This window comes from Burkholderia pseudomultivorans (genome assembly GCF_001718415.1).
In the GTDB taxonomy this organism is placed as follows: domain Bacteria; phylum Pseudomonadota; class Gammaproteobacteria; order Burkholderiales; family Burkholderiaceae; genus Burkholderia; species Burkholderia pseudomultivorans_A.
In genome coordinates this window covers 1,159,313-1,181,508 of record NZ_CP013377.1, presented here as the reverse complement: position 1 = coordinate 1,181,508, position 22,196 = coordinate 1,159,313, and the positions used below count along the sequence as shown (strand labels likewise).

The window sequence follows — 22,196 nt, the reverse complement described above, 5'->3', positions numbered from 1 at the left end:
TCGCGTCTGCCCGGCTCACAGCCACGTCCCGCCCTGCCGCTCGCTCGGCTCCTGTTCGAGCGCGTCGAAATCGTGAATCCAGTCGAGGTGATGCAGCACGCGATCGCGCTCGGCGAGACGCGCATTGCGCGCCTGCGCGGCGGGCCCGTCGGGCAGATGCAGCACGTCGGCGGCGGAGATCGATGCGTACTGCACCTTGCGCGTACGACCGCGGCGCAGGCGCTCGTACGCTTCCTGCGCTTCGCGCCAGTTGCCGGGCCCCGCCTTCGCCAGTTGCGCCGCCAGCACGACCGCGTCCTCGATCGACTGGTTCGCGCCCTGCCCGTGGTGCGGCACCAGCGCATGCGCGGCATCGCCGATCAGCGTCACGCGCCCGCGGCTCCAGCGACCGAGCGGCGGCCGATGGAACAGGCCCCAGCGCTGGCTGATGGGCACGGCGGTAATCATCTGCACCACCGCCGGGTGCCAGTCCCGGAACAGGCGCAACTGCTCGCCCTCCTCTGCCGGCATCACCCAGTCGCGCGACGGCCACGGCGACGGATGCCGCTCGACCAGCAGGAAGTTCTGGTCGCCGTTGTCGCCGATCGGATAGTGCAGCAGATGCCCGTGCGGCCCGACCCAGAACTGGATGGTCTCGGGGTCCGGCAGCAGGTCCATGCGCCCGGCCGGCACCACGCCGCGAAAACCCGAGCAGCCCGAATACAGCACGTCGTCGTAGCCGAGCATCCAGCGCCGCGTGATCGAGCGCGCGCCGTCCGCGCCGATCACGAGATCCGCCTCGACGCGCCGGCCGTTGTCGAAGCTCAGCGTGACGCGGTCCGGATGCTGCGCGAGATCGACGAGACGATGGCCGAGATGGATGCAGTCGAGACCGACCGCCTTCGACAGTACGGCTTGCAGATCGGCGCGATGGACGCCCCAGTACGCGCCGCCGAATTGCCTGCGATAGCTCGGCTCGCCGCGATGATGGCCGATTACCGCGCCGCTGCGTCCGTCGCGATAGACGAGGGCCGGAATCTCCGCGCACACCGCGTCGAACTGCGGACGCAATCCCATGCGTTCGTAGAAGCGCGTCGCGTTGGCCGACAGCGCGACGGCCGCGCCGACCTCGCGCAACTCGCTGGTCTGTTCGTAGAGCTGCGCGTCGATGCCGTGCTCGCGCAGCGCGAGCGCCAGCGTCAGGCCGCCGATGCCGGCGCCGACGATCGCGATCGTCAGATTCGTCTGCATGATGAAGGTGTCTCCGATATTCAGGTTAGGGGTCCGCGGGGGCGCGGCGGTCGTGCCGAATGCAGGCGCCGTATCGGTATTGTCGGGAGCGGGTTCTCATCCCACAATAAAATGGAATGAATCCGCTTCATCACTGAATGAAATAATCTGGAGCCACGTCAACCCATGGAACTGAGCGATCTCGACCTCAACCTGCTGTTGCTGTTCCAGCGGCTGATGCAGGAACGGCGCGTGTCGACCGTCGCCGAGCAGATGAACATGAGCCAGCCGGGCGTCAGCAACGCGCTCGCGAAGCTGCGCCGGCGGCTCGGCGATCCGCTGTTCGTGCGCGGGCCGGGCGGCGTCGTGCCGACGCCGTTCGCGCTGCGTCTGGCCGAACCCGTTTCGCACGCGCTCGCGACGCTGCACGCCGCGCTCAATCCCGAGACCGGATTCGACCCGCAGCACGCCGCGCGCACGATCACGATCGGCATGACCGATATCGGCGAAGTCGTGTTCCTGCCCGCGTTGCTGGAACGCCTCGCGCAGGCGGCGCCCGGCATCGTGCTGAACACGGTGCGCAACACCAGCGTGAACCTCAGCGACGAAATGGCCGAGGGCCGCGTCGACCTCGCGATCGGGCTGCTGCCGCAACTGCAGGGCGGCTTCTATCAGCGCCGGCTGTTCGATCAACGGTATGTGTGCCTGTTTCGGCGCGGCCATCCGCTCGAGGCCGCGCCGCTCACGCTCGACGCGTGGCGCGACGCCGGGCATCTGGTCGTGGTGTCGGCCGGAACCGGCCACGGACAGGTGGACGAATGGCTGAAGCGGCGTCGCGTGACGCGCAACGTGCGGCTGACGGTGCCGCATTTCATGAGCGTCGGCTATATCCTGCAACGCACCGACCTGATCGCGACGGTGCCGGAGCATCTCGCGCTGCAGTTGGCGGCGCCGTTTTCGCTAGGCTGGCGCGCGCTGCCGGTGATGCTGCCCGGCGCGCCAATCCATATGCTGTGGCATGCGCGGGTCAACCAGGACGAGGGCAACCGCTGGCTGCGGGACGTCGTGGTCGAGCTGTTTGCGGACACCGGCGCGCGGCAGCGGAAATCCGCACCGGCGCGAAAGAAATAGGCGCGTGTACGATGTCGCGTGCACGGGCGACGAAACCCCGCGACGACATCGCTCGCGCGTCTGCGCTGTGCCCCTTCAACCCGCAGGAAATCAAGCCATGTCTGTCTCGAAGCAATTCGCAGCCGTCACGGGCGCCGGATCCGGCATCGGCCGCGCAGCGGCCGTCGCGCTCGCCGGCGCGGGATTCACCGTCGCGCTGATCGGGCGTACGGAAGCGTCGTTGCGAGAAACGCAGGAAGCGATTCGCGCCGCGGGCGGCGACGCGCACGTGTTTCCCGCCGACGTCACCGACGAAGCATCGGTCGACCACGCGTTTGCGCAGATCGCGCAGCAGTTCGGCCGGCTCGACGTGCTCTTCAACAATGCCGGACGCAATGCGCCGCCCGTTTCCCTCGACGCATACGAGCTCGACGTCTGGAACGCCGTGGTCGCGACCAACCTGACCGGCGTGTTCCTCTGCGCGCGAGCGGCCTGGCGCATCATGAAGGCGCAGACGCCGCAAGGCGGCCGGATCATCAACAACGGTTCGATCTCGGCGTACTCGCCGCGCCCCGAGACGATCGCGTACACGGCCACCAAGCACGCGGTGACCGGAATCACCCGGTCGCTGGCGCTGGACGGCCGCGCTTACAACATCGCCTGCGGTCAGATCGACATCGGCAACGCGGCGACGCCGCTCACGGAACGCATGACGCAAGGCGTGCCGCAGGCGGATGGCAGCATGGCGCCGGAACCGCGCATGGACGTCGCGCATGTCGCGAACGCGGTCGTGCAGATGGCCAGCCTGCCGCTCGACGCGAACATCCTGAACATGACGATCATGGCGACTGCGATGCCTTTTGTGGGACGGGGGTAGGTTTGCGGGCGCGGCACGACCGCGCCCGTGATTCACCACCCGGACGCGTTGTCGAGCGTCGACATCGCGGGATCGGATGCGCGGCCGCGCCGCGTCCGGCAGCGCCTGCTCAGATCGCGCGGACTACCGCAATCTTGCCAATCAGCACAAGATAGGAAATCGGCCAGAATAGGAGCGCGCGGACTTTGGTCGAGAATACGTTGTGCAACGTGTTATAGACCGGATGAAACGTGATCAGATTTCGCAGCACCGTACGGTTCAGGAAAATACCGCAGGCAAAATAAACGACAAAGTAGACGATCGATGCCTTGCTTAAGGCAGCGATCACCGCACCGGCAATCAACGCAACCACGGCCCCGACGTAAAACCCGAAAGCCTTGCCGAGTGACATCAGTCCACCATCCCCCCGAACGGCGTCGTCGCTTGCGATACTCATTTTTTTCCTTGTCGAATTGAACGGGTTATTTCGAGCAGCCGTCATTCGGCTGCCCAGCCCCGGAGTATCGGCATAGGGAGAGAAAACTTGAGAGTGATACGAAATTGTCCGACCGAACGCGTCAAACGATTTCGAAATGGTCGTGAAGCCTGCCTTTTCGACGATACGGTTTGGGGAAGTCAGCCGGCTTTTTAAAAAACCGCTCAGGCATCCGCATCCTGAATCCGCGCCGACTGAATCACCACCAGCGTATCCCCCGCCTCGATCCGGCAAGGCGGATCCTCGTAGAACGACTGGATCTTCCCGCATCGGTCCAGCCCGACGACGATCGCGCCCGGCACGACGTTCGTCATGCAGCCGATCTCGTGCGGCAGCGCCTCGCGCTCCAGCAGCGTCGCGCGCCCGCGCGTCGACAGCATGTCGTTGACGAACGGCACGATGTAGCGGCTGTGCACCGCATCCGCGAGCAGCAGCGCGCCGATCTTCGTCGACGACACGATCACGTCCGCTCCCGCCTGCCGCAGCTGCCGCTGATACAGGTTCTCCTGGATCCGCACGACGATCTTCGTGTCCGGTGCGATGCTGCGCACCGACAGCGTCAACAGGATCGCGGTCGGATCGTCGGTCACCGAGATGATCACGGCCTTCGCCGCGCGCACCTGCGCCTGCTGCAGCAGGTCCTCGTGCGCGGGATCGCCGAGCAGCCCCGTCACGCCGAGCGAGGTCGCGGCTTCGAGCGCCTGCTGCTGCGCATCGATCACGATGATCGTCGCCGGATCGACGCCGCTTTCGAGCAGCTCGCGCACGGCGATCGAGCCCGACAGCCCGTAACCGCACACGACGATGTGATCGGACAACTGCTTTTGCAGACGTTTCATGCGGAATTCCTCGACGACGCGCTGGATCACGAACTGATACGCCGTGCCCAGGAAGATGAACCAGATGCCGATGCGGATCGGCACGATGAAGAATGCATCGATCAGCCGCGCCCGCGCGGTGACCGGCACGATGTCGCCATAGCCGACCGTCGCGACCGTGACCATCGTGAAATAGACGAGATCGGCGATGGTCATCGGCGTGTCCTTCGTCGAATCGCGCAGGCCGCTGCGATCGAGATACAGCACGAGGAACGCGAGCGCGCAGAGCAGCACGACCATGCCGAGCCGGAACAGCAGCGTGCGCCGCGGCGACGTCGCGGGGCGCGTGAACAGCGTGCGTGCGCGCGGCGCCTGCCACGGATTGCGCGCGCGACGCAGGCGGGAACGCAACGAACGACGCTGGGCGGAAGGCGTTGCCAACGGGGATTCTCCTGAAGGATGCGGGCTCGATTCTACGACGGTACGGCACGGTCCGGCCGGCGCCATGACGCCGGTTCGTCTGCTACAGCATGCTGCGCGGCCGCATCATCGTCCCGTCGACGAAACGCTGCGCGCGGAATGCCGACAGATCGAGCGACGGCGCGCCCGTGTCGATCCATTCGGCCAGCAGCCGCCCGACGATCGGCCCCATCGCGAAGCCGTGACCGCAGAACCCGGTCGCGATCGCGAGCCCCGACGGCGTGCCCGGCGCGTCGATCACCGGAATGCCGTCGGGCAGCACGTCGATCAGACCGGCCCACGCCTCGACGACCTGCACCTCCTTCAGCGCGGGAAACATCCGCTTCAGCTTCGCGAGCGCGCGCGGCGCATGCGCGCGATTCGGCTGCGGCTGCGGATCGCGCGGCTCGATCGGGCCGAGGCCGCCGCCGATGCGCGCCAGCACGTCGCGCCATGCGGCGGCGTTCAGGTGCAGACGGAACTTCTCGCGCTGCGACCAGAACTCCGGCCAGAACACGCTCAATCCGCGCAGGTGGCCGAGCGTCAGGTCGACGTCGACCTGCATGTCGTCGGCGAGATTGATCGCGCCGTTCTCGCGCTGCCGGATGCCGAGGCCATGCCCCCAGATCGTCGCCGCCGACAGCGGCGGCACCACGTTGGTGCGCATGCAGGTGCCGCGCACCGCCTGCTGCGGCAGGCGGATGCCGATGCCGTCGAGCAGCCGGAAGCTGGTCGCGCCGGCCGCGCAGATCACGCGCCGCGTGCGGATCGCGCCGCGCTCGGTCGCGACGCCGACCACCGCGCCACCGGCCGTCTCGATCGCCGTCACGCCGCAGCCTTCGAAAAACCGCGCGCCGGCCTCGGCCGCACGCGCGGCGAATGCGGCCGCCACGCGCCGCGGTTCGGCCTGCCCGTCGGTCGCGGTGTACAAGCCGCCGAGCGTGCGCGCCTGCGTCGACAGCCCGCGCACGCGCTCGTCGATCTGCGCGCGCGTCAGCGTGCGCGTGTCGAGCCCGTGCTCGCGCGCGACGGCAAGCCAGGCCTGGAACGACGTCCAGTCCGTTTCGTTGTCCGCAATATAGAGACAGCCGCCCTGCCGCCACTCGAGGTCGAAACCGAGCGTTTCCTCTAATCGCTCCCAGATTCGCATGCCGGCCATCATCAATGGCACTTCGGCGGATTCGCGGCCCTGCTGCCGGACGAAGCCCCACGCGCGCGTCGACTGCTGTCCGGCAATTCGCGACTTGTCGAACACGACCGCCTTCAGGCCGCGCAAACCCAGGTAGTACGCGGCTGCGCAGCCCATGATGCCGGCCCCGGCGATCACGACGTCGGCTTCGTCCGGGAACGGCGTATCGGCGCGCGTCAACGCGTCGTGCAGAGGATAGGTTGTCGTCATTATTTCTCTTTGGGTGTGAATGCACTTGCCCTGCGGGCTTCCGCGGTAACGTCGCGATACACCTTTCACAGAAACGCACTGATCGCGACAAGGAGCGGACGCCATTTTGCGGTAAAGTTATCTTTTCCGCGCGTGGCCGGTCGGCTCGCCACTGGACATCGTCAAGACTGTCCGCCGAGACCCGCCGCAAGGCGTCGTTCTGAACGTCATCCGAATCGACCCGATCCGTTCCCGTAGCATGACCACTGAAGCAATCACCACGGATTCCCTCGCGGTTGCCGAGCGCGTGCGCGAGCTGATGACTCGCCACGGCATCGGCAAACGCCAGCAGACCACCGAGCTCTGCCGCATCCTCGACCTGAGCTTTTCGCAAGGTCACCGCAAACTGCGCGGCAGCAGCCCCTGGACGCTCGCGCAGATCAAGAAAGTCGCCGAAGCCTACGGCGAGCCCGCCGCCCAGCTGTTCGGCGCGCAGACGCTCGACCCCGGCATGGTCGGTGCGTATTCGCAGGACGCGGTGCTGTACGCGGGCGTCGCCGAAATTCCGTGCACCGCATGGATCGGCGCGCCGCTCGAGGCCGGCGCGCGTCCCGAATTCGTCGCGTACGAACAGAACGGCCGCTGGCGCGTGCTGCGCCACACGGGCGTGCTGTACCAGAACGCGTACGACGTGCACAAGATCGAAATCTACCCGCGCCGCGCGGAAAGCGACAAGCTCGTCGTCGCCGTGATCGATCCCGATCGCGTCAGCGCGACCGAGCTGTGCCGCTATCTGGAACGGCAGGGTTTCGCGACGGCGTCGTTCGACGGCATCACCGCGTTCGTCGACGCGCTGCAGGGCCAGGCATTCGACGCCGTCGTCACCGAATGGCTGTTCGACGACTGCACGGCCGCGACCGCGATCAAGGCCGTGCGCACGTCCGACAATCCGGGCGCGCCGATCTTCGTGCTGACGGGCGACCTGCTCACCGGCCGTGCAAGCGAAGCGGACATCAGCGAAGTGATCCGCACCTTCGACGTCGTCTGCTACGAAAAACCCGCCCGCATGGCGATCCTCAGCGCCGATCTCGCGAAACGGCTCGCGCGCGGCTGAGGCCCGCGCGTCGCGGCCGCGAACAGGTTCCTCAGTACAATAGCCGGACCCGTTCACGCCCACGCCGGCATCTGCCGCCCGACGCCATGGCCCGCCTCATCCCCGACGACTGGAAAAGCCTCGCCGCGACCGGCGCGGCCGAACGCGAGCGCGAAACGCTCGCCGCACTCGAACACGCACTGCCGGACGGCTACACCGTCTATCACGGCGTGCACTGGACGCGCGCCGAGCAGGCGTTCTCGGTATTCGGCGAAGCGGCGTTCGTGGTCGTGAGCCCGGCCGGCCGCGTGCTGCTGATCGAACAGAAGGCCGGTTTCCTGCGCGAAACGCCGAAGGGGCTCGTGAAGGTCTACCTGCAGACCGAGCGCAACGTCGCGATCCAGCTCGCCCGCACGCAGGAAACGCTGCGCCGCCGGCTGACGGCCGCGCTCGGCGCGGGCGTCTACGGCGTCGAGGCGCTGCTGTACTGCCCCGACTACGCGATTCGCCAGGCCGCGATCGCGGGCGTCGCGGCCGACCGCATCGTCGACGCGTCGCGCAAGGCGCAGCTCGCGCAGGTGATCCTGCAGATCCTGCCCGAAGACGACGAAAGCCTGCCGAACGCGGCGAAGCTCCATCATTTCCTGGCAGACGAACTCGCGCTCACGCCCGATACGAGTGCGCTCGTCGGCCAGGCCGGCACGCTCGTCACGCGGCTGTCGGGCGGGCTCGCCGCCTGGGCGCGCCAGCTCGAATTCGCGCCGTTCCGGCTGCGCGTGACGGGCACCGCCGGTTCGGGCAAGACGCAGCTCGCGGTGCAGGCGATGCGCGATGCGGTCGCGGCCGGCAAGCGCGTGCTGTACGTCTGCTTCAACCGGCCGCTCGCCGACTACATCGCGCGCATCGCGCCGCCCGGCGCGAAGATCGCGAACTACCACCAGCTGTGCGACTGGGTCGCGCGCGACAGCGGCTACGTGCCGGACTTCCAGACACCGGGCGCGTTCGAGCGGCTGGAGGCGCGCTTCGCGCAGACGCCGGTTTCCGAGCGCTGGCGCGTCGACGTGCTGATCGTCGACGAAGGACAGGATTTCCACGCGCCGTGGGCGGCCGCGCTCGAGCGCCTGCTCGCGCCGGACGGCGCATGGTGGTGGCTCGAAGATCCGCTGCAAAACCTCTACATGCGCGAACCGGTCCCGCTGCCGGGCTGGGTCACGCTGAAGGCGCTCACGAATTACCGCAGCCCGCGCGACCTGCTCGAATTCGTGCGCGACATCGTCGGCCGCGTCGAACCGCTCGCGGCCGAGCTGCGCTCGGGCAGCCCGTTCGACGGGTCCGATCCGTCGGTGTCGGCTTACGGCGAAGCCGGAGCGTCGGCCGACGCGCTCGCGCAGGCATGCATCGACGCCACCAAGCGCGCGATCACGCATGCGCTGGCGCTCGGCTTTCGCAAGCAGGACATCGCGGTACTGTCGTATCGCGGCCGCGAAAGCTCGGTGCTCGCGTCGCTCGATCAACTCGGCCCGCACCGGATCAAGCGCTTCACCGGCAAGTACGACCTGTTCGGCAATCCCGAATATCGCGAAGGCGACGTGCTGCTCGATTCGATCTATCGCTTCAAGGGGCAGTCGGCGCCGTGCGTGATCCTCACCGAGATCGACTTCGACACGCTCGATGCGCGCGCCGCGCGCAAGCTGTTCGTCGGTACGACGCGCGCGACGATGAAGCTGCTGCTGGTCGCGTCGTCGCGCGCGGCCGCGCAGCTCGCGGCCGGCTGATACGGTCGGCCCGCGCAGGCGGCCGCGCACCGCTCATCACCTCACGCCACGACTGACGCGACGCGGAACGCCCCCACCGCGCGGCGCAGCCCGTCGGCCTGCTCCTCGAGCGACGCGGCAGCCGCCGCGGCCTGCTCGACGAGCGCCGCGTTCTGCTGCGACACCTGATCCATCTGCGACACCGCGCGGTTCACCTGCTCGATGCCGTCGCGCTGCTCGTTCGACGCGGCGGCGATCTCGGTCATGATGCTCGTCACGCGCGCGATCGCCTGCTGGATGTCCTGCATCGTCGTCCCCGCCACGCCGACGAGCCGCGAGCCGTTCGCGACGCGCTCGACCGACTCGCCGATCAGCGTGCGGATTTCCTTCGCCGCCGACGCCGAGCGCTGCGCGAGCGTGCGCACCTCGCCCGCGACCACCGCGAAGCCGCGGCCCTGCTCGCCCGCGCGCGCGGCTTCCACGGCCGCGTTCAGCGCGAGGATGTTGGTCTGGAAGGCAATTCCCTCGATCGTGCCGATGATGTCGGCGACCTTCTGCGAACTCTGGTCGATCTCCGTCATCGTGCCGATCACCTCGCCGACGACCGTCGCGCCGCGCGTCGCGATCTCGCTCGCGCTGTCCGCGCAGGCCTGCGCCTCGAGCGCGTGGTCGGCGTTCTGCTTCACGGTCGCCGTCAGCTGCTCCATGCTCGCGGCCGTTTCCTGCAACGCGGCGGCCTGCTCCTCGGTGCGCTGCGACAGGTCGGTGTTGCCCGCGGCGATCTGGTGCGTCGCCGTCGAGATCGCGTCGGAACCTTGCGCGACCTGCCGCACCGTGTCCGCGAGACTGCGCTGCATGCCCGTCACGCCCTTGACCAGTTCAGCCATCTCGTCGCGCGACGTCCAGCGCACCTCCGACGTCAGGTCGCCCTCGGACAGGCGGCGGAAATGCGTGAGCAGCCGGTTGACCGGCTGCGTGATCGCGAAATGCAGGCCGATCGCGCAGCCGAGGCAGGCCGCGAGGCCAAGCGCGATGCCGGCGACCGCGCCCGCGCGCAGCCAGCCGTAGTAAGTCTGCGCGGTGTCGTAGGCGGCCTGGCCGCGCGCCGCCTGGAACGCGTCGAGCGCGTCGGTCGCCTGCGTGAGCGAAACCGACAGCGGCGGCGCGACCGTCATCAGCAGGCGGTCCGCGTCGTCGTGCCGCCCCGCGCGGATCGCGTCGATCAGCGGCTTCAGCGCCTGGCCGATCAGCGTCTGGCGCGCGGCGTCGAGCCGGCTCGCGAGCGGCCCCTCGTCGCCGTCGTGCGGCATCGCCGCGTAGGTCGCCCATGCGGTGTTGGCCTTCGCGAGATAGTTTTCGGCTTTCGCGACAAGATCGGGCACTTCCGGCGCATCCGGATGCAGCAGCGCGCGGTCGAGCGTCGTGCGCACGATGGTCAGGTTCAGGCTCGCCGCGGCCAGCGCGGTCTTGGCGGCCAGCTGCCGCGTATAGGCCTCGTCGAGCGCGCGATTCGAGCTTTGCATGCCGGCGAGGCCGATCAGCCCCGACACGACGAGCAGCGCCGCGACCAGGCCGAGCGTGGAAAAGATCCGCGTGCGGATCGAGAAACGGGAAAACAGGGCGTTCAGGTTCATGACGGCACGTGAGCGATGAAAGACGCCGCGACAATCGGGCCGCGGCACTCTGGATTACGGTTTGCCTGCAAAAAACTTGAGTCCGACCCGCGATCCGGCTGACCTGGGTCAATTCGGGGCGCCGGCAATCTCCTGTTACGGCTGCAACAATTCGAGGCTAGACAGAAATTGACCAGTCAACAATTAGCCTCTATATTTCGGTCCATTCCCTGCCATGGCAGATATCTCGATGAGAACCGATACCCTCCTCTCCGCACCGGCCACCGAAACCGCCCGCCGCGACGCGCCGACCGGCCTGATCGTCGCCGCGCTGCTGCTCGTGATGCTGCTGTCCGCGCTCGACCAGACGATCGTGTCGACCGCGCTGCCGACGATCGTCGGCGAACTGGGCGGGCTCGACCAGCTGTCGTGGGTCGTCACCGCATACCTGCTGTCGTCGACGGTGGTGCTGCCGCTGTACGGCAAGCTCGGCGACCTGTACGGTCGCAAGATCGTGCTGCAGGTCGCGATCGTGCTGTTCCTCGCCGGCTCCGCGTTATGTGGAGTCGCGCAGGACATGACGCAGCTGATCGTGCTGCGCGCGCTGCAGGGCCTCGGCGGCGGCGGCCTGATGGTCGTCACGATGGCCGCGATCGGCGACCTGGTGCCGCCCGACCGGCGCGCACGCTATCAGGGGATGTTCGGCGGCGTGTACGGCCTCGCGACGATCGTCGGCCCGCTGCTCGGCGGCTTTCTGGTCGAACACCTGTCGTGGCGCTGGATCTTCACGATCAACCTGCCGCTCGGCTTTGTCGCGCTGGCGGTGATCGGCATCGCGTTCCGGCCGCACACCGCGCACGTGAAGCACCGCATCGACTACATGGGCGCGGCGTTCCTCGCGACGGCCCTGACCTGCGTGATCCTGTTTACGAGCGAAGGCGGCTCGCTGCTGCCGTGGTCGTCGCCGCAGCTGTGGATGACGCTCGCGCTCGGCATCGTGGCGATCGGCGGCTTCGTCTATGAAGAACGGCTCGCGGCCGAGCCGATCATGCCGCTCGAACTGTTCCGCCACCGCACCTTCGTGCTGGTCAGCCTGATCGGCTTCGTGGTCGGCATCGCGCTGTTCGGCTCGGTCACGTTCATCCCGCTTTATCTGCAGGTCGTGAAGGGCTCGACGCCGTCGCAGGCCGGCATGCAGCTGCTGCCGATGATGGGCGGGATGCTCGCGACCTCGGTGGTCAGCGGCCGGCTGATCTCGCGGCTCGGCTCGTACCGCGCGTTTCCGATCGGCGGCACGCTGATCGGCGGGATCGCGATGACGCTGCTGTCGACGCTGTCGCTCGATACGCCGCTGCACACGATGTACGCGTACATGGCGCTGCTCGGGATCGGGCTCGGCATGGTGATGCCCGTGCTGACGCTTGCCGTGCAGAACACGGTCGAGTTCCGGCACATGGGCGTCGCGACCTCCGGCGCGACGCTGTTCCGCTCGATCGGCGGCTCGCTCGGCGTCGCGGCGTTCGGCGCGCTGTTCTCGCACGGCTTGCAGGCGCGGATGACGGCGGCGCTGCCGGCCGGCACGGAGCTGCCGCCCGCGCTCGGCCCGTCGGCGGTGCACCAGTTGCCGGACACGGTGCGCGACGCTTATCTGCATGCGTTCGCGGGCTCGCTGCATGTCGTGTATCTCGCGGCGGCGACGGTGATCGCGATCGCGTTCGTGCTCGCGTGGTTCGTCGAGGATGCGCCGCTGCGCAAGCACAACGGCTGAGGATCCGCGCGGCCGGTACGCGGCGGCTCGCCGCTTCGCCGGCCGCCAGCCACGCTTCGGGCCGCCGGCCGAGTGCCCGTCGTCTCGCCCCGGCTCGCGGCCTCCTGCCCGATACCGGCCGGTCGCTCACGATCACGCGCGACTTTACCGAGCCCGCCAACCGGCCGCATAGTGGAGGCTTCGCCACCCGATCCGACTCGCCCCGACCCGCAGCCATGCCAGCCGCCTCTCCTTCCCCCTGCGTCGTGCGCGACGCGACCGACGCCGACCTGCCCGCCGTCCAGGCCATCTACGCGCACCACGTGCTGCACGGCGTCGCGTCGTTCGAGGAAGCACCGCCCGATGTCGCCGAACTGCGCGCCCGCCGCGACGCGGTGCTGCGTCACGGCCTGCCGTATCTCGTCGCGGAATGCGACGGCCGCGTCGCCGGCTACGCGTATGCGACGCCGTATCGCCCGCGCAGCGCATACCGCCACACGATCGAAGACTCGATCTACATCGACGACGCACAGCGCGGCCGCGGGATCGGCAGCGCGCTGCTGGCGGCGCTGATCGCGCGTTGCGAGGCCGGCCCGTGGCGGCAGATGATCGCGGTGATCGCCGACGGCGGCACCGGCGGCTCGACGTCGCTGCATCGCGCGTTCGGCTTCGAGCCGGCCGGCACGTTGAAGGCGGTCGGTTTCAAGCACGGCCGCTGGATCGACACCGCGTTGCTGCAGCGGACGCTCGGCGACGGCGCGCGCACGCAGCCTGCGTCGCCCGCCCCGGCCGCGTCGCGCTAGAATGGCCGCATGCCAAAACAGACTCAACCCACTTCCGACGAGGCCGCTGCGGACACCCGCAACGAGTACACGGTCGACGAACTGGCGCGCGTGTCCGACACGACCGTGCGCAACGTGCGCGCGTACCAGGATCGCGGCCTGCTCGCGCCGCCCGAGAAGCGCGGGCGCGTGGGCATCTACGACGACACGCACGTCGCGCGCCTGAAGCTGATCAACCATCTGCTCGCGCGCGGCTACACGCTGTCGAACATCCAGGACCTGATCAAGGCGATCGACGAGGGCCACGACCTGCGCTCGATCCTCGGCCTGGAAAACGCGATCGGCGGCCGCTGGTCGCACGAGTTGCCGAAAACCTATTCGCTCGCCGCGCTCGCGCAGATGTTCGGCCCGCAAACGCCTGCGCAGCTCGCGCGCGTGACCGAGCTGGGCCTGCTCGAGCGGCGCGGCCTGTCGTTCGTCGCGAAGAGTCCCGCGCTGCTCGAAGCGGCCGCCGCGATGACCAAGGAAGGCATTCCGCCGCGCGAGCTGCTCGACGTGATCAGTCTCGCGCGCCCGCATTTCGACGCGATCGCGCGGCTGCTCGTCGACCTGGTCGTCAAGCGGCTCGACCGCTACGACGCCGGCACGCTGCCGCCGGCGACCGACGTGCCCGCGCTGGTCGACGCGATCTGGCGACTGCGCCCGCTCGCGGCCGTGTTCGTCGAAGGCGAGACCAACCGCGCGCTCGAGACCGCTGCGAGCGCCTACCTCGGCGGCCGCGTGGCGACGATTCTCGACAGGAAACTCAGCGACGAAGCGGCGCGGCAGGCCGGCGCGCCGGACGCATCCGACACGCCGCGCGACGACAAAGCATAAGCGCGGCGCCGTCATATTCTTATCGGCATTGCTTCGTTTGCGGGTATCCACGCCCATGCGACGATTCTTCCAACCGAGCGGCGCAAGCCGCTCCCCGAAGACGCTACGCATGGAGTTCGTTCGATGATTCGTTTCACCCGCTGGATCACCCGCACCGCCGCGACGACGCTCGTCGCGCTGTCCGCCGTGTCGGCCTTCGCGCAAGGCGGCGCCGACAAGGTCGTGCGCATCGGCTACCAGAAGGCCGGCCTGCTGTCGATCATCAAGGCGCAGGGTTCGCTCGACGCGCGGCTCGGCGCGCTCGGCTACCACGTGCAGTGGTTCGAATTCCCGGCCGGCCCGCAGCTGCTCGAAGCGCTGAACGCGAACAGCATCGACTTCGGCTATACGGGCGCGCCGCCGCCGGTGTTCGCGCAGGCGGCCGGCGTGCGCTTCGTCTATGTCGGCGCGGAACCGCCGGCGCCGCATAACGAAGCGGTGTTCGTAAAGGCCGATTCGCCGATCCGCTCGCTCGCCGACCTGCGCGGCAAGAAGGTCGCGCTGCAGAAGGGTTCCAGCGCGAACTACCTGCTGCTCGAAGCGTTGAAGAAGGCCGGCGTGCGCTACGACGAGATCCGTCCGGTCTATCTGCCGCCGGCCGATGCGCGCGCGGCGTTCGAGAGCGGCAACGTCGACGCGTGGGCCGTGTGGGATCCGTACTACGCCGCCGCACAGAGCGCGCTGAAGGTGCGCACGCTGTCGGACTATTCGGGACTGGCGGCGACGAACAATTTCTACGAGGCGACGCGCGATTTCGCGCAGCAGCATCCCGAGGTGGTCGGCGCGATCCTGAAGCAGGCGCGCGAGACCGGTCAATGGGTGAACGGGCATCCGCGCGAGACGGCCGCGCTGCTGGCGCCGAAGGTCGGCCTGCCGCAGCCGCTCGTCGAGACGTGGATCAAGCGCGTGCCGTTCGGCGCGGTGCCGCTCGACGAGCGGATCGTCGCGGTCCAGCAAGGGGTGGCCGACGCGTTCTATGCCGCGAAGCTGATTCCGCAGAAGCTGACGGTTGCGGACAATGCGTGGATCGACAAGAGCGTGGCGGGAGCGCTTGCGGCGAAGTAAGGGCGGGCGCTACGGGCATGTCATCGAGGAAAGGCCGACGGGCGGCGCGCTCGTCGGCCTTTTTGTCGCGCCGCACCGGCGGCCTGCACCTACTTCGACACCCCCGCCACCTTCCTCTGCCGCCACAGACACAGCAAATCGCAGGCGATATGCGCGGCAGCGATCGCCGTAATGTCTGCATGATCGTAAGCGGGCGCCACCTCGACGACATCGGCCCCGATCAGGTTCACCGCACCCAAGGCCCGCACGATCGCCAGCGCCTGCGCCGACGACAGCCCGCCCGCGACCGGCGTGCCCGTGCCCGGCGCGAACGCCGGATCGAGACAATCGATATCGAACGTCAGATAAGCGGGCCGTGCGCCCACGATCCCGACGATCCGCTCGACCGCCGCACGCGGACCCTGCTCGTGCACCCACGCGGCATCGAGCCGCTCGATCCCCAGGAAATCGTCGTTCCACGTGCGGATCCCGACCTGCACCGACGTCGCGGGATCGATCAGCCCCTCCTTCACCGCCTTGTAGAACATCGTGCCGTGATTGAGGCTGTCCGGCTCGTCGTCGGCCCACGTATCGCAATGCGCGTCGAAATGAATCAGCGACAGCGGCTTGCCGTAACGCTCCGCATGCGCGACCAGCAGCGGATACGTGATGTAGTGGTCGCCGCCGAAGGTCAGCATCTTCGCGCCCGAGCGCAGGATCGTGCGCGCATGCTCGACGATCGCCGGCTTGATCGACAGCGGCTGGTGCGCATCGAACCAGCAGTCGCCGTAATCGATTGCCGCGAGATCGTCGAACGGGTCGAAGCCCCACGGATACGGATTCAGCTCGGCCAGTTGCACGCTCGCCGCGCGGATCGCGGCCGGGCCGAGCCGCGCGCCCGACCGGTAGGTCGTCGCGAGATCGAGCGGCACGCCGGAAATCGCGACATCGACGCCGTCGAGCGCGCGCGAATAATTGCGGCGCATGAACGACAGCACGCCCGCATAGGTGTTCTCGATCGAGGAGCCGTACGGCGTCGTGCGACGGATCGCGCCGTCGCCATGCAGAAGTTCGGTCATGGTCGAACCTGTTGTCGTGGGCGCCGGACTCGCCCGCCTGCGCGGTCGGGCACGGCGCCGTTTCATTGGGCGCGCGGCGCCGCGTCGTGTAACGCGGCCGCCGCGCCGGCCGCACGAATCCTGTCGCGCGGCCGGACGAAACAACGGATACCGCGGCGATGATAGCAAGCCGAATTGCCGTCGTTGCCCCGGCTCGACCGGGGCAACGCGCCGGCCGGCAGCGCTCGCGCACTAGAAGGGTTTGCCGGTTTCCGCGCCGCGCTTCTTCCGGATAATGACCGTCGGCCGCGCCCGCGCAGGCACGCCGCCGACCACGACAAACCGGAGACACCGCCTTGATCGCCACCCCGCTTCCCGCCCCCTACCGCCGGCTCTGGCCGCTCGCCGTGGCCGCCGCGCTGCTGTACGGACTGTCGCTCGCCGCGGCACCCTATCCCGGCCAGGCCGCCGCGAAAGCGGCGATGGGCGTGCTGCTGCTCGTCGCCGGCAGCGCCTGCGCGGCGCCGCGCGAACGCGGATGGCTGTGCGCCGCGCTCGCGACGGCCGTGCTCGGCGACGTGCTGCTCGCGCTGCCCGACTGGCCGCTGTCGTTCGTCGGCGGCCTGGGCGCGTTCCTGCTCACGCACCTGTGCTATTGCGCGATCTTCCTGCGCTGGCGCGCCCGTCCGCACGGCTGGCGCGTGGCCGCACTGATCGCACTGTGGATCGCGGCGCCCGGCTTCTATGCGGCGTTCTTCCCGCATCTCGGCGAGCTGGCCGCGCCGGTCGCGGTCTACATGCTGGTGCTGTGCGCGATGGCGAGCTTCGCGCTCGCGGCCCGCACGCACGGCCCGCTGGTTGCGCTCGGCAGCCTGATCTTCGTCGGCTCCGACACGCTGATCGGCGTCGGGCGCTTCTTCGGCGGCTTTCCGGGCATCGACTACCTGATCTGGGGCCTCTACGCGCTCGCGCAGGTCACGATCGTCGCCGGGGTGTTTCGCGAGACGATCGCGCGCGACGCCGACCGCCGTTTTCCTGTCGCCCGAACGGGGCTGCCGTCACGGTGAAGCGTTGCATGCCGGGCCAAGCCGGTTTGCCGCGCGGCCTCCAATACATCGCCGCACCGCGCGCGATCGCGTCGGGCCGGCTCAGATATCGGCCTGATTCACCCGCCGCGACAGCGCTTCCGCGCTCTCCTTGCGTTCGCTGTATCGGTCGACGAGGTATGGGCCGATGTCGCGCGTCAGCAACGTGAATTTCACCAGTTCCTCCATCACGTCCACGACACGGTCGTAATAGGCCGACGGCCTCATCCGGCCGGCCTCGTCGAACTCCATGAACGCCTTGGCCACCGACGACTGGTTCGGGATCGTCAGCATGCGCATCCAGCGTCCCAGCACGCGCATCTGGTTCACCGCGTTGAACGACTGCGAGCCGCCGCTGACCTGCATCACCGCGAGCGTCTTGCCCTGCGTCGGCCGCACGGCGCCGGCCGACAGCGGGATCCAGTCGATCTGCGACTTCATGATCCCGGTCATCGCGCCGTGCCGCTCCGGCGAGCACCACACCATGCCTTCCGACCACATCACCTGTTCGCGCAGCTCGACGACCTTCGGATGGCTGTCCGGCGCGTCGTCGGGCAGCGGCAGGCCGCTCGGGTTGAATACGCGCACCTCGGCGCCCATCGCCACCAGCAGGCGCGCGGCTTCCTCGACCAGCAGCCGGCTGAACGAACGCTCGCGCAGCGAGCCGTACAGCAGCAGGATCCGCGGCGGATGGGTGGACGGCGAGGCCGGCCGCAGCTGCCCGGCGTCCGGCACGCGAAACAGCTCGACGTCGAGTTGCGGCAGATCGTTCAAGGTATTCGGCATGGGAAAGGTTCCTGTCTTGCTCAAGCGCGCTCGTACCAGCTTTTCGACCGGTTGACGATGCGTACCACCAGCAGCATCGCCGGCACCTCGATCAGCACGCCCACGACGGTGGCCAGCGCCGCGCCGGAATGAAAGCCGAACAGGCCGATCGCGGCCGCGACGGCCAGCTCGAAGAAGTTGGAGGCGCCGATCAGCGCCGACGGGCACGCAATCTCGTGCTGCTCGCCGACTGCGCGATTGAGCCAGTAGGCAAGCGCCGCGTTGAAGAACACCTGGATCAGGATCGGCGCCGCGAGCAGCGCGATCACCAGCGGCTGCTTCAGGATCGCCTCGCCCTGGAACGCGAACAGCAGCACGAGCGTGGCCAGCAGCGCGGCGATCGACCACGGGCCGAGCCTCGCCATGGCCGCATCGAATGCGGCCTGCCCCTTCGCGAGCAACGCCTTGCGCCAGATCTGCGCGAGGATCACCGGGATGACGATGTAGAGCACGACCGACGTCAGCAGCGTCGTCCACGGCACCGTGATCGCGGACATCCCGAGCAGCAGGCCCACCAGCGGCGCAAACGCGATCACCATGATGCTGTCGTTCAGCGCGACCTGCGACAGCGTAAACAGCGGATCGCCGCCGGTGAGCCGGCTCCAGACGAACACCATCGCCGTGCACGGCGCGGCGGCCAGCAGGATCAGGCCGGCGACATAGCTGTCGAGCTGGTCCGCCGGCAGCATCGGCGCGAACAGATGACGCACGAACAGCCAGCCCAGGAACGCCATCGAAAACGGCTTGACGAGCCAGTTCACGACGAGCGTGACGCCGATCCCTTTCACGTGCCGACGCACCTCGTGCAACGCGCCGAAGTCGACCTTCACGAGCATCGGGACGATCATCACCCAGATCAGCAGCCCGACCGGAAGATTGACCTGTGCGTATTCGATCCGGCCGATCCGCTGGAACAGGCCCGGCAGCGCCTGGCCGAGCGCGATGCCGGCGACGATGCACAGCGCGACCCAGACGGTCAGATAGCGTTCGAAGAAGCGGATGGAAGGCTGGGCGGCCGCCTTTGCGGGCGCAGCGACGCGGGACGTGTTCATCGGGCAGGTGTCGGTCCTGAAAATGCGCGCGGCACCGCGACGCAGCGGCGCCACGATGCGCGGCGATCAGTTTCGCGAGATGTCGGTCAGTGCAGCCTGGAGTGCGGCGTTGTCCAGACGTTCGAGCGGCAGCGCGAGCAACTGCAGCATCCGATACGCAATCGCCTGGCGCGTCAGCTCGAACGCGAGCCGCTTGCCGTCGTCGCCTCCCGGCGCGCTCGACGGATCGGCATAGCCCCAATGCACGTTGACGGGACTGCCGGGCCAGTACGGGCAGGTTTCCGCGGCCGCACTGTCGCAGACCGTGATGACGATGCGCATCTCGGGCGCGCGATCGCCGACGAATTCGTCCCAGCTCTTGCTGCGGTATCCGCCGACATCGACGCCCGCTCGGGTCAGCGCCTCCAGCGCGAACGGATTGAGCCGGCCGCTCGGCGCGCTGCCCGCGCTGTACGCGCGCACGTCCTTGCCGAGCTTCGCGGCCCAGTGGTTGAGCATGCCTTCCGCCAGCACGCTGCGCGCGGAATTGTGAGTACAGAGAATCAGGACGCGGGTCGTCATGGTGGAGTGCGCTTCAAGACTGATCGTTGCAGGAGGCCGCGTTGCCCGAAGGCGAACACGCGGACACCGGCGAGCACGGATTGCCGCCGCAGCAGTTCTCGGTCAGATAGGCAAGCAGCCCGTTCATCGTGGCGTAGTTCGCGCAGTAGATGACGAAGCGCCCTTCCTGACGGCTGGTAACGAGCTGCGCGTGGGTCAGTTCCTTCAGATGAAAGGACAGCGACGACGGCGGCACGTCGAGCAGCGCGGCAATCTGCCCGGCCGGCAAGCCCGACGGCCCCGCCTGGACGAGCGCGCGGAAGATGGCGAGCCGGGATTCATGCGCGAGCGCGGAAAGGACGGCGATGGTCTGATTCGTTTCCATGTTTCGATATTAGTCGAAATATCAAACAAAAGAAACCGGCGTCAAGGGCGTCGACGGCCTGATGCGGCCCAGACGGTCGCCGGGAAGGCTCCATGAAAACCCTAGCCGCTGCGGAAACTTGCGCCTTGCTGCGGCGAAATCAAACAGGCTTCCTTCCGTCGGCGACCTGCGCCCGTCATCTTCCCGCCCCTTCCACCGGCCCTCTGCGTGTATTCCGCATTGCAAAAACCGCAGCGTTCCAAACCGCGCTCAGCCTTTCCCGGCGTGCTTTCCGGCCCTTAGAGTCCCGCTTCTAGCCTCTTGCGGTTTGGCGGCGCAGCCCCTATCGTTACATCAATCAATGTAACATTCAAAAATGAGCCAGATCGGAGACACCCGGATGAATGCTCGCACCCTGCCTTTCGGCCCGCCCGGCCACGACGGCCTGGACGAAACCGTCGACATCGCCGTCATCGGCACCGGCTTCGCCGGTCTCGGGATGGCCATTCGCCTGCGACAGACCGGCGTGACCGACTTCGTCGTCCTCGAAAAGGCGGCCTCGGTCGGCGGCACGTGGCGCGACAACCATTACCCCGGGTGTGCATGCGACGTGCAATCGCACGTCTACTCGTTCTCGTTCGCGCCGAATCCGCGCTGGACGCGCATGTTCGCGCCGCAGCCGGAGATCCGCGCCTATCTGGAAGACTGCGTGCAGCGCTTCGGAATCGGCTCGCACCTGCGCCTGAACCACGAACTGCAGCGCGCCGAATACGACGAGCGCGCGCAGCGCTGGAACCTGACCTTCACGAACGGCAAGCGGCTGTCCGCGCGCGTGCTCGTATCGGGCATGGGCGGCCTGTCGCGCGCGGCGCTGCCGGCGATTCCCGGCGTCGAGGACTTCAGGGGTCGCGCGTTCCACTCGCAGCAGTGGGATCACGACTACCCGCTCGAAGGCAAGCGCGTGGCGGTGATCGGCACCGGCGCGAGCGCGATCCAGTTCGTCCCGCAGATCGCGCCGCGCGTGAAGACGCTCGCGCTGTTCCAGCGCACGCCGCCGTGGATCATGCCGAAGCCCGACCGCAGGCTGACCCGTTTCGAGCAGTGGCTGTTCCGCACGCTGCCGATCACGCAGAAGGTGATGCGCAGCGGCATCTACTGGATGCTCGAATCGCGCGTGCTCGGCTTCGCGATCCATCCCGGGCTGATGAAGAACGTGCAGAAGCTCGCGCTGCGCCACATCCGCAAGCAGATCGCCGATCCAGAGCTGCGCCGCGCGGTGACGCCGGACTACACGCTCGGCTGCAAGCGCGTGCTGATCTCGAACGACTATTACCCGGCGCTGTCGCGGCCGAACGTCGACGTGATCACGACCGGCATCGATCACATCGAGGCCGACGCGGTGGTGACGACCGACGGCCAGCGCCATGAAGTCGACTGCCTGATCTACGGCACCGGCTTCCAGGTCGCCGATCCGTTTCCGCGCGGCGCGATCGTCGGCCGCAACGGCCTCGACATCGTCGATGCGTGGCGCGACGGCGCGCATGCCTATCTCGGCACGACGCTGCCGGGCTACCCGAATTTCTTCATGATCGTCGGCCCGAACACGGGCCTCGGCCACAACTCGATGGTGTTCATGATCGAATCGCAGATCGAATACATCCTCGGCGCGCTGCAGGCGATGCACCGCGAACGCGCCGATGCGATCGAGGTGCGCCCGACCGTCGAGGCACAGTACAACAGCGCGCTGCAGGGCAAGCTGAAGAAGGCGATCTGGTCGACGGGCGGCTGCAAGAGCTGGTACCTCGATCCGCGCACCGGCAAGAACACGACGCTGTGGCCGGGCTTCACGTGGCGCTTCCGCCAGGCCACCGCGCACTTCTCGATCGCCGACTATCACGCGTACCGCGCACCGCGGCACGACCCCGCCGCGCAGCCGCTGGCCGCGCCTGCCGCTTCCGCATCCGCCGAAGCGGCCTGACACCGACAAGGAGCCATCGA

General features: G+C 68.1%; 20 protein-coding genes. 10 read left to right on the top strand and 10 right to left on the bottom strand.

Annotation, left to right across the window (positions count from 1 at the left end; genetic code table 11):
* Positions 1-15 precede the first annotated feature (15 nt).
* Positions 16-1,230, bottom strand: a complete 1,215-nt coding sequence (locus tag WS57_RS05040; protein WP_059517431.1) for an FAD-dependent monooxygenase — start codon at positions 1,228-1,230, stop codon at positions 16-18.
* 165 nt (positions 1,231-1,395) lie between these two features.
* Here WS57_RS05040 and WS57_RS05035 point away from each other — a divergent pair, with 165 nt between their 5' ends.
* Positions 1,396-2,340 (top strand): LysR family transcriptional regulator, encoded by a 945-nt coding sequence (locus WS57_RS05035; RefSeq protein WP_059517433.1) that lies wholly within the window; start codon positions 1,396-1,398, stop codon positions 2,338-2,340.
* A gap of 97 nt (positions 2,341-2,437) precedes the next feature.
* Positions 2,438-3,196 carry an SDR family oxidoreductase gene (locus WS57_RS05030; protein ID WP_009688698.1) on the top strand — a complete coding sequence of 253 codons (759 nt, stop codon included), beginning with the start codon at positions 2,438-2,440 and terminating at the stop codon, positions 3,194-3,196.
* A gap of 109 nt (positions 3,197-3,305) precedes the next feature.
* Here WS57_RS05030 and WS57_RS05025 read toward each other — a convergent pair whose 3' ends face one another.
* From WS57_RS05025 to WS57_RS05015, 3 genes are all read right to left on the bottom strand, one after another.
* Complete coding sequence (locus WS57_RS05025; RefSeq protein ID WP_059517436.1) at positions 3,306-3,632, bottom strand: hypothetical protein; 327 nt, start codon at positions 3,630-3,632, stop codon at positions 3,306-3,308.
* A 203-nt stretch (positions 3,633-3,835) separates the two neighbouring features.
* The gene (locus tag WS57_RS05020) at positions 3,836-4,930 is read right to left on the bottom strand and encodes a potassium channel family protein (protein WP_040131555.1); all 1,095 of its coding nucleotides are present in this window, start codon (positions 4,928-4,930) and stop codon (positions 3,836-3,838) included.
* Positions 4,931-5,012: 82 nt separating this feature from the next.
* Complete coding sequence (locus WS57_RS05015; RefSeq protein ID WP_069243823.1) at positions 5,013-6,347, bottom strand: NAD(P)/FAD-dependent oxidoreductase; 1,335 nt, start codon at positions 6,345-6,347, stop codon at positions 5,013-5,015.
* Between the two features lie 238 nt (positions 6,348-6,585).
* Here WS57_RS05015 and WS57_RS05010 point away from each other — a divergent pair, with 238 nt between their 5' ends.
* Both WS57_RS05010 and WS57_RS05005 read left to right on the top strand, forming a co-directional pair.
* Positions 6,586-7,440: a helix-turn-helix domain-containing protein gene (locus WS57_RS05010; RefSeq protein WP_009688022.1), complete on the top strand. Its 855-nt coding sequence runs from the start codon at positions 6,586-6,588 to the stop codon at positions 7,438-7,440.
* Positions 7,441-7,526: 86 nt separating this feature from the next.
* Positions 7,527-9,194, top strand: coding sequence for an ATP-binding domain-containing protein (locus WS57_RS05005; protein ID WP_059517440.1), 1,668 nt, complete (start codon positions 7,527-7,529; stop codon positions 9,192-9,194).
* 41 nt (positions 9,195-9,235) lie between these two features.
* Here WS57_RS05005 and WS57_RS05000 read toward each other — a convergent pair whose 3' ends face one another.
* Positions 9,236-10,807 (bottom strand): methyl-accepting chemotaxis protein, encoded by a 1,572-nt coding sequence (locus WS57_RS05000; RefSeq protein WP_059517442.1) that lies wholly within the window; start codon positions 10,805-10,807, stop codon positions 9,236-9,238.
* A 229-nt stretch (positions 10,808-11,036) separates the two neighbouring features.
* On the opposite strand from WS57_RS05000, the gene WS57_RS04995 reads away from it, so the two are divergent.
* From WS57_RS04995 to WS57_RS04980, 4 genes are all read left to right on the top strand, one after another.
* The gene (locus tag WS57_RS04995; RefSeq protein WP_069243822.1) at positions 11,037-12,554 is read left to right on the top strand and encodes an MDR family MFS transporter; all 1,518 of its coding nucleotides are present in this window, start codon (positions 11,037-11,039) and stop codon (positions 12,552-12,554) included.
* Positions 12,555-12,769: 215 nt separating this feature from the next.
* Entirely contained in the window at positions 12,770-13,336 is a 567-nt protein-coding gene (locus tag WS57_RS04990) for a GNAT family N-acetyltransferase (RefSeq protein WP_069243821.1), read from the top strand.
* Between the two features lie 9 nt (positions 13,337-13,345).
* A complete protein-coding gene (locus WS57_RS04985) occupies positions 13,346-14,191 on the top strand; it encodes a MerR family transcriptional regulator (RefSeq protein ID WP_059604141.1) in 846 nt (281 codons plus the stop codon).
* Positions 14,192-14,314: 123 nt separating this feature from the next.
* A complete protein-coding gene (locus WS57_RS04980) occupies positions 14,315-15,295 on the top strand; it encodes a sulfonate ABC transporter substrate-binding protein (protein ID WP_059480075.1) in 981 nt (326 codons plus the stop codon).
* Positions 15,296-15,384: 89 nt separating this feature from the next.
* Here the strand turns inward: WS57_RS04980 and speB are convergent, their stop codons facing one another.
* A complete protein-coding gene (gene speB / locus WS57_RS04975; RefSeq protein WP_069243820.1) occupies positions 15,385-16,353 on the bottom strand; it encodes an agmatinase in 969 nt (322 codons plus the stop codon).
* 335 nt (positions 16,354-16,688) lie between these two features.
* Between speB and WS57_RS04970 the strand changes: the two genes are divergently transcribed.
* Positions 16,689-17,399 carry a lysoplasmalogenase gene (locus WS57_RS04970; protein ID WP_069243819.1) on the top strand — a complete coding sequence of 237 codons (711 nt, stop codon included), beginning with the start codon at positions 16,689-16,691 and terminating at the stop codon, positions 17,397-17,399.
* Between the two features lie 81 nt (positions 17,400-17,480).
* Here WS57_RS04970 and arsH read toward each other — a convergent pair whose 3' ends face one another.
* From arsH to WS57_RS04950, 4 genes are all read right to left on the bottom strand, one after another.
* Positions 17,481-18,203: an arsenical resistance protein ArsH gene (arsH, locus tag WS57_RS04965; protein ID WP_059480072.1), complete on the bottom strand. Its 723-nt coding sequence runs from the start codon at positions 18,201-18,203 to the stop codon at positions 17,481-17,483.
* Positions 18,204-18,223: 20 nt separating this feature from the next.
* Positions 18,224-19,294: an ACR3 family arsenite efflux transporter gene (gene arsB, locus WS57_RS04960; RefSeq protein ID WP_069244338.1), complete on the bottom strand. Its 1,071-nt coding sequence runs from the start codon at positions 19,292-19,294 to the stop codon at positions 18,224-18,226.
* 66 nt (positions 19,295-19,360) lie between these two features.
* Positions 19,361-19,855: an arsenate reductase ArsC gene (locus WS57_RS04955; RefSeq protein ID WP_059517454.1), complete on the bottom strand. Its 495-nt coding sequence runs from the start codon at positions 19,853-19,855 to the stop codon at positions 19,361-19,363.
* A gap of 13 nt (positions 19,856-19,868) precedes the next feature.
* A complete protein-coding gene (locus WS57_RS04950) occupies positions 19,869-20,219 on the bottom strand; it encodes an ArsR/SmtB family transcription factor (RefSeq protein WP_059517456.1) in 351 nt (116 codons plus the stop codon).
* 379 nt (positions 20,220-20,598) lie between these two features.
* Here WS57_RS04950 and WS57_RS04945 point away from each other — a divergent pair, with 379 nt between their 5' ends.
* Complete coding sequence (locus WS57_RS04945) at positions 20,599-22,176, top strand: flavin-containing monooxygenase (RefSeq protein ID WP_060334865.1); 1,578 nt, start codon at positions 20,599-20,601, stop codon at positions 22,174-22,176.
* The last annotated feature ends 20 nt before the right edge of the window (positions 22,177-22,196 follow it).

Coding starts and splice junctions, on each gene's coding strand:
- WS57_RS05040 (WP_059517431.1), bottom strand. CDS start 1,230: ATGCAGACGAATCTGACGATCGCGATCGTCGGCGCCGGCATCGGCGGC.
- WS57_RS05035 (WP_059517433.1), top strand. CDS start 1,396: ATGGAACTGAGCGATCTCGACCTCAACCTGCTGTTGCTGTTCCAGCGG.
- WS57_RS05030 (WP_009688698.1), top strand. CDS start 2,438: ATGTCTGTCTCGAAGCAATTCGCAGCCGTCACGGGCGCCGGATCCGGC.
- WS57_RS05025 (WP_059517436.1), bottom strand. CDS start 3,632: ATGAGTATCGCAAGCGACGACGCCGTTCGGGGGGATGGTGGACTGATG.
- WS57_RS05015 (WP_069243823.1), bottom strand. CDS start 6,347: ATGACGACAACCTATCCTCTGCACGACGCGTTGACGCGCGCCGATACG.
- WS57_RS05010 (WP_009688022.1), top strand. CDS start 6,586: ATGACCACTGAAGCAATCACCACGGATTCCCTCGCGGTTGCCGAGCGC.
- WS57_RS05005 (WP_059517440.1), top strand. CDS start 7,527: ATGGCCCGCCTCATCCCCGACGACTGGAAAAGCCTCGCCGCGACCGGC.
- WS57_RS05000 (WP_059517442.1), bottom strand. CDS start 10,807: ATGAACCTGAACGCCCTGTTTTCCCGTTTCTCGATCCGCACGCGGATC.
- WS57_RS04995 (WP_069243822.1), top strand. CDS start 11,037: ATGAGAACCGATACCCTCCTCTCCGCACCGGCCACCGAAACCGCCCGC.
- WS57_RS04990 (WP_069243821.1), top strand. CDS start 12,770: ATGCCAGCCGCCTCTCCTTCCCCCTGCGTCGTGCGCGACGCGACCGAC.
- WS57_RS04985 (WP_059604141.1), top strand. CDS start 13,346: ATGCCAAAACAGACTCAACCCACTTCCGACGAGGCCGCTGCGGACACC.
- WS57_RS04980 (WP_059480075.1), top strand. CDS start 14,315: ATGATTCGTTTCACCCGCTGGATCACCCGCACCGCCGCGACGACGCTC.
- speB (WP_069243820.1), bottom strand. CDS start 16,353: ATGACCGAACTTCTGCATGGCGACGGCGCGATCCGTCGCACGACGCCG.
- arsH (WP_059480072.1), bottom strand. CDS start 18,203: ATGCCGAATACCTTGAACGATCTGCCGCAACTCGACGTCGAGCTGTTT.
- arsB (WP_069244338.1), bottom strand. CDS start 19,294: ATGAACACGTCCCGCGTCGCTGCGCCCGCAAAGGCGGCCGCCCAGCCT.
- WS57_RS04955 (WP_059517454.1), bottom strand. CDS start 19,855: ATGACGACCCGCGTCCTGATTCTCTGTACTCACAATTCCGCGCGCAGC.
- WS57_RS04950 (WP_059517456.1), bottom strand. CDS start 20,219: ATGGAAACGAATCAGACCATCGCCGTCCTTTCCGCGCTCGCGCATGAA.
- WS57_RS04945 (WP_060334865.1), top strand. CDS start 20,599: ATGAATGCTCGCACCCTGCCTTTCGGCCCGCCCGGCCACGACGGCCTG.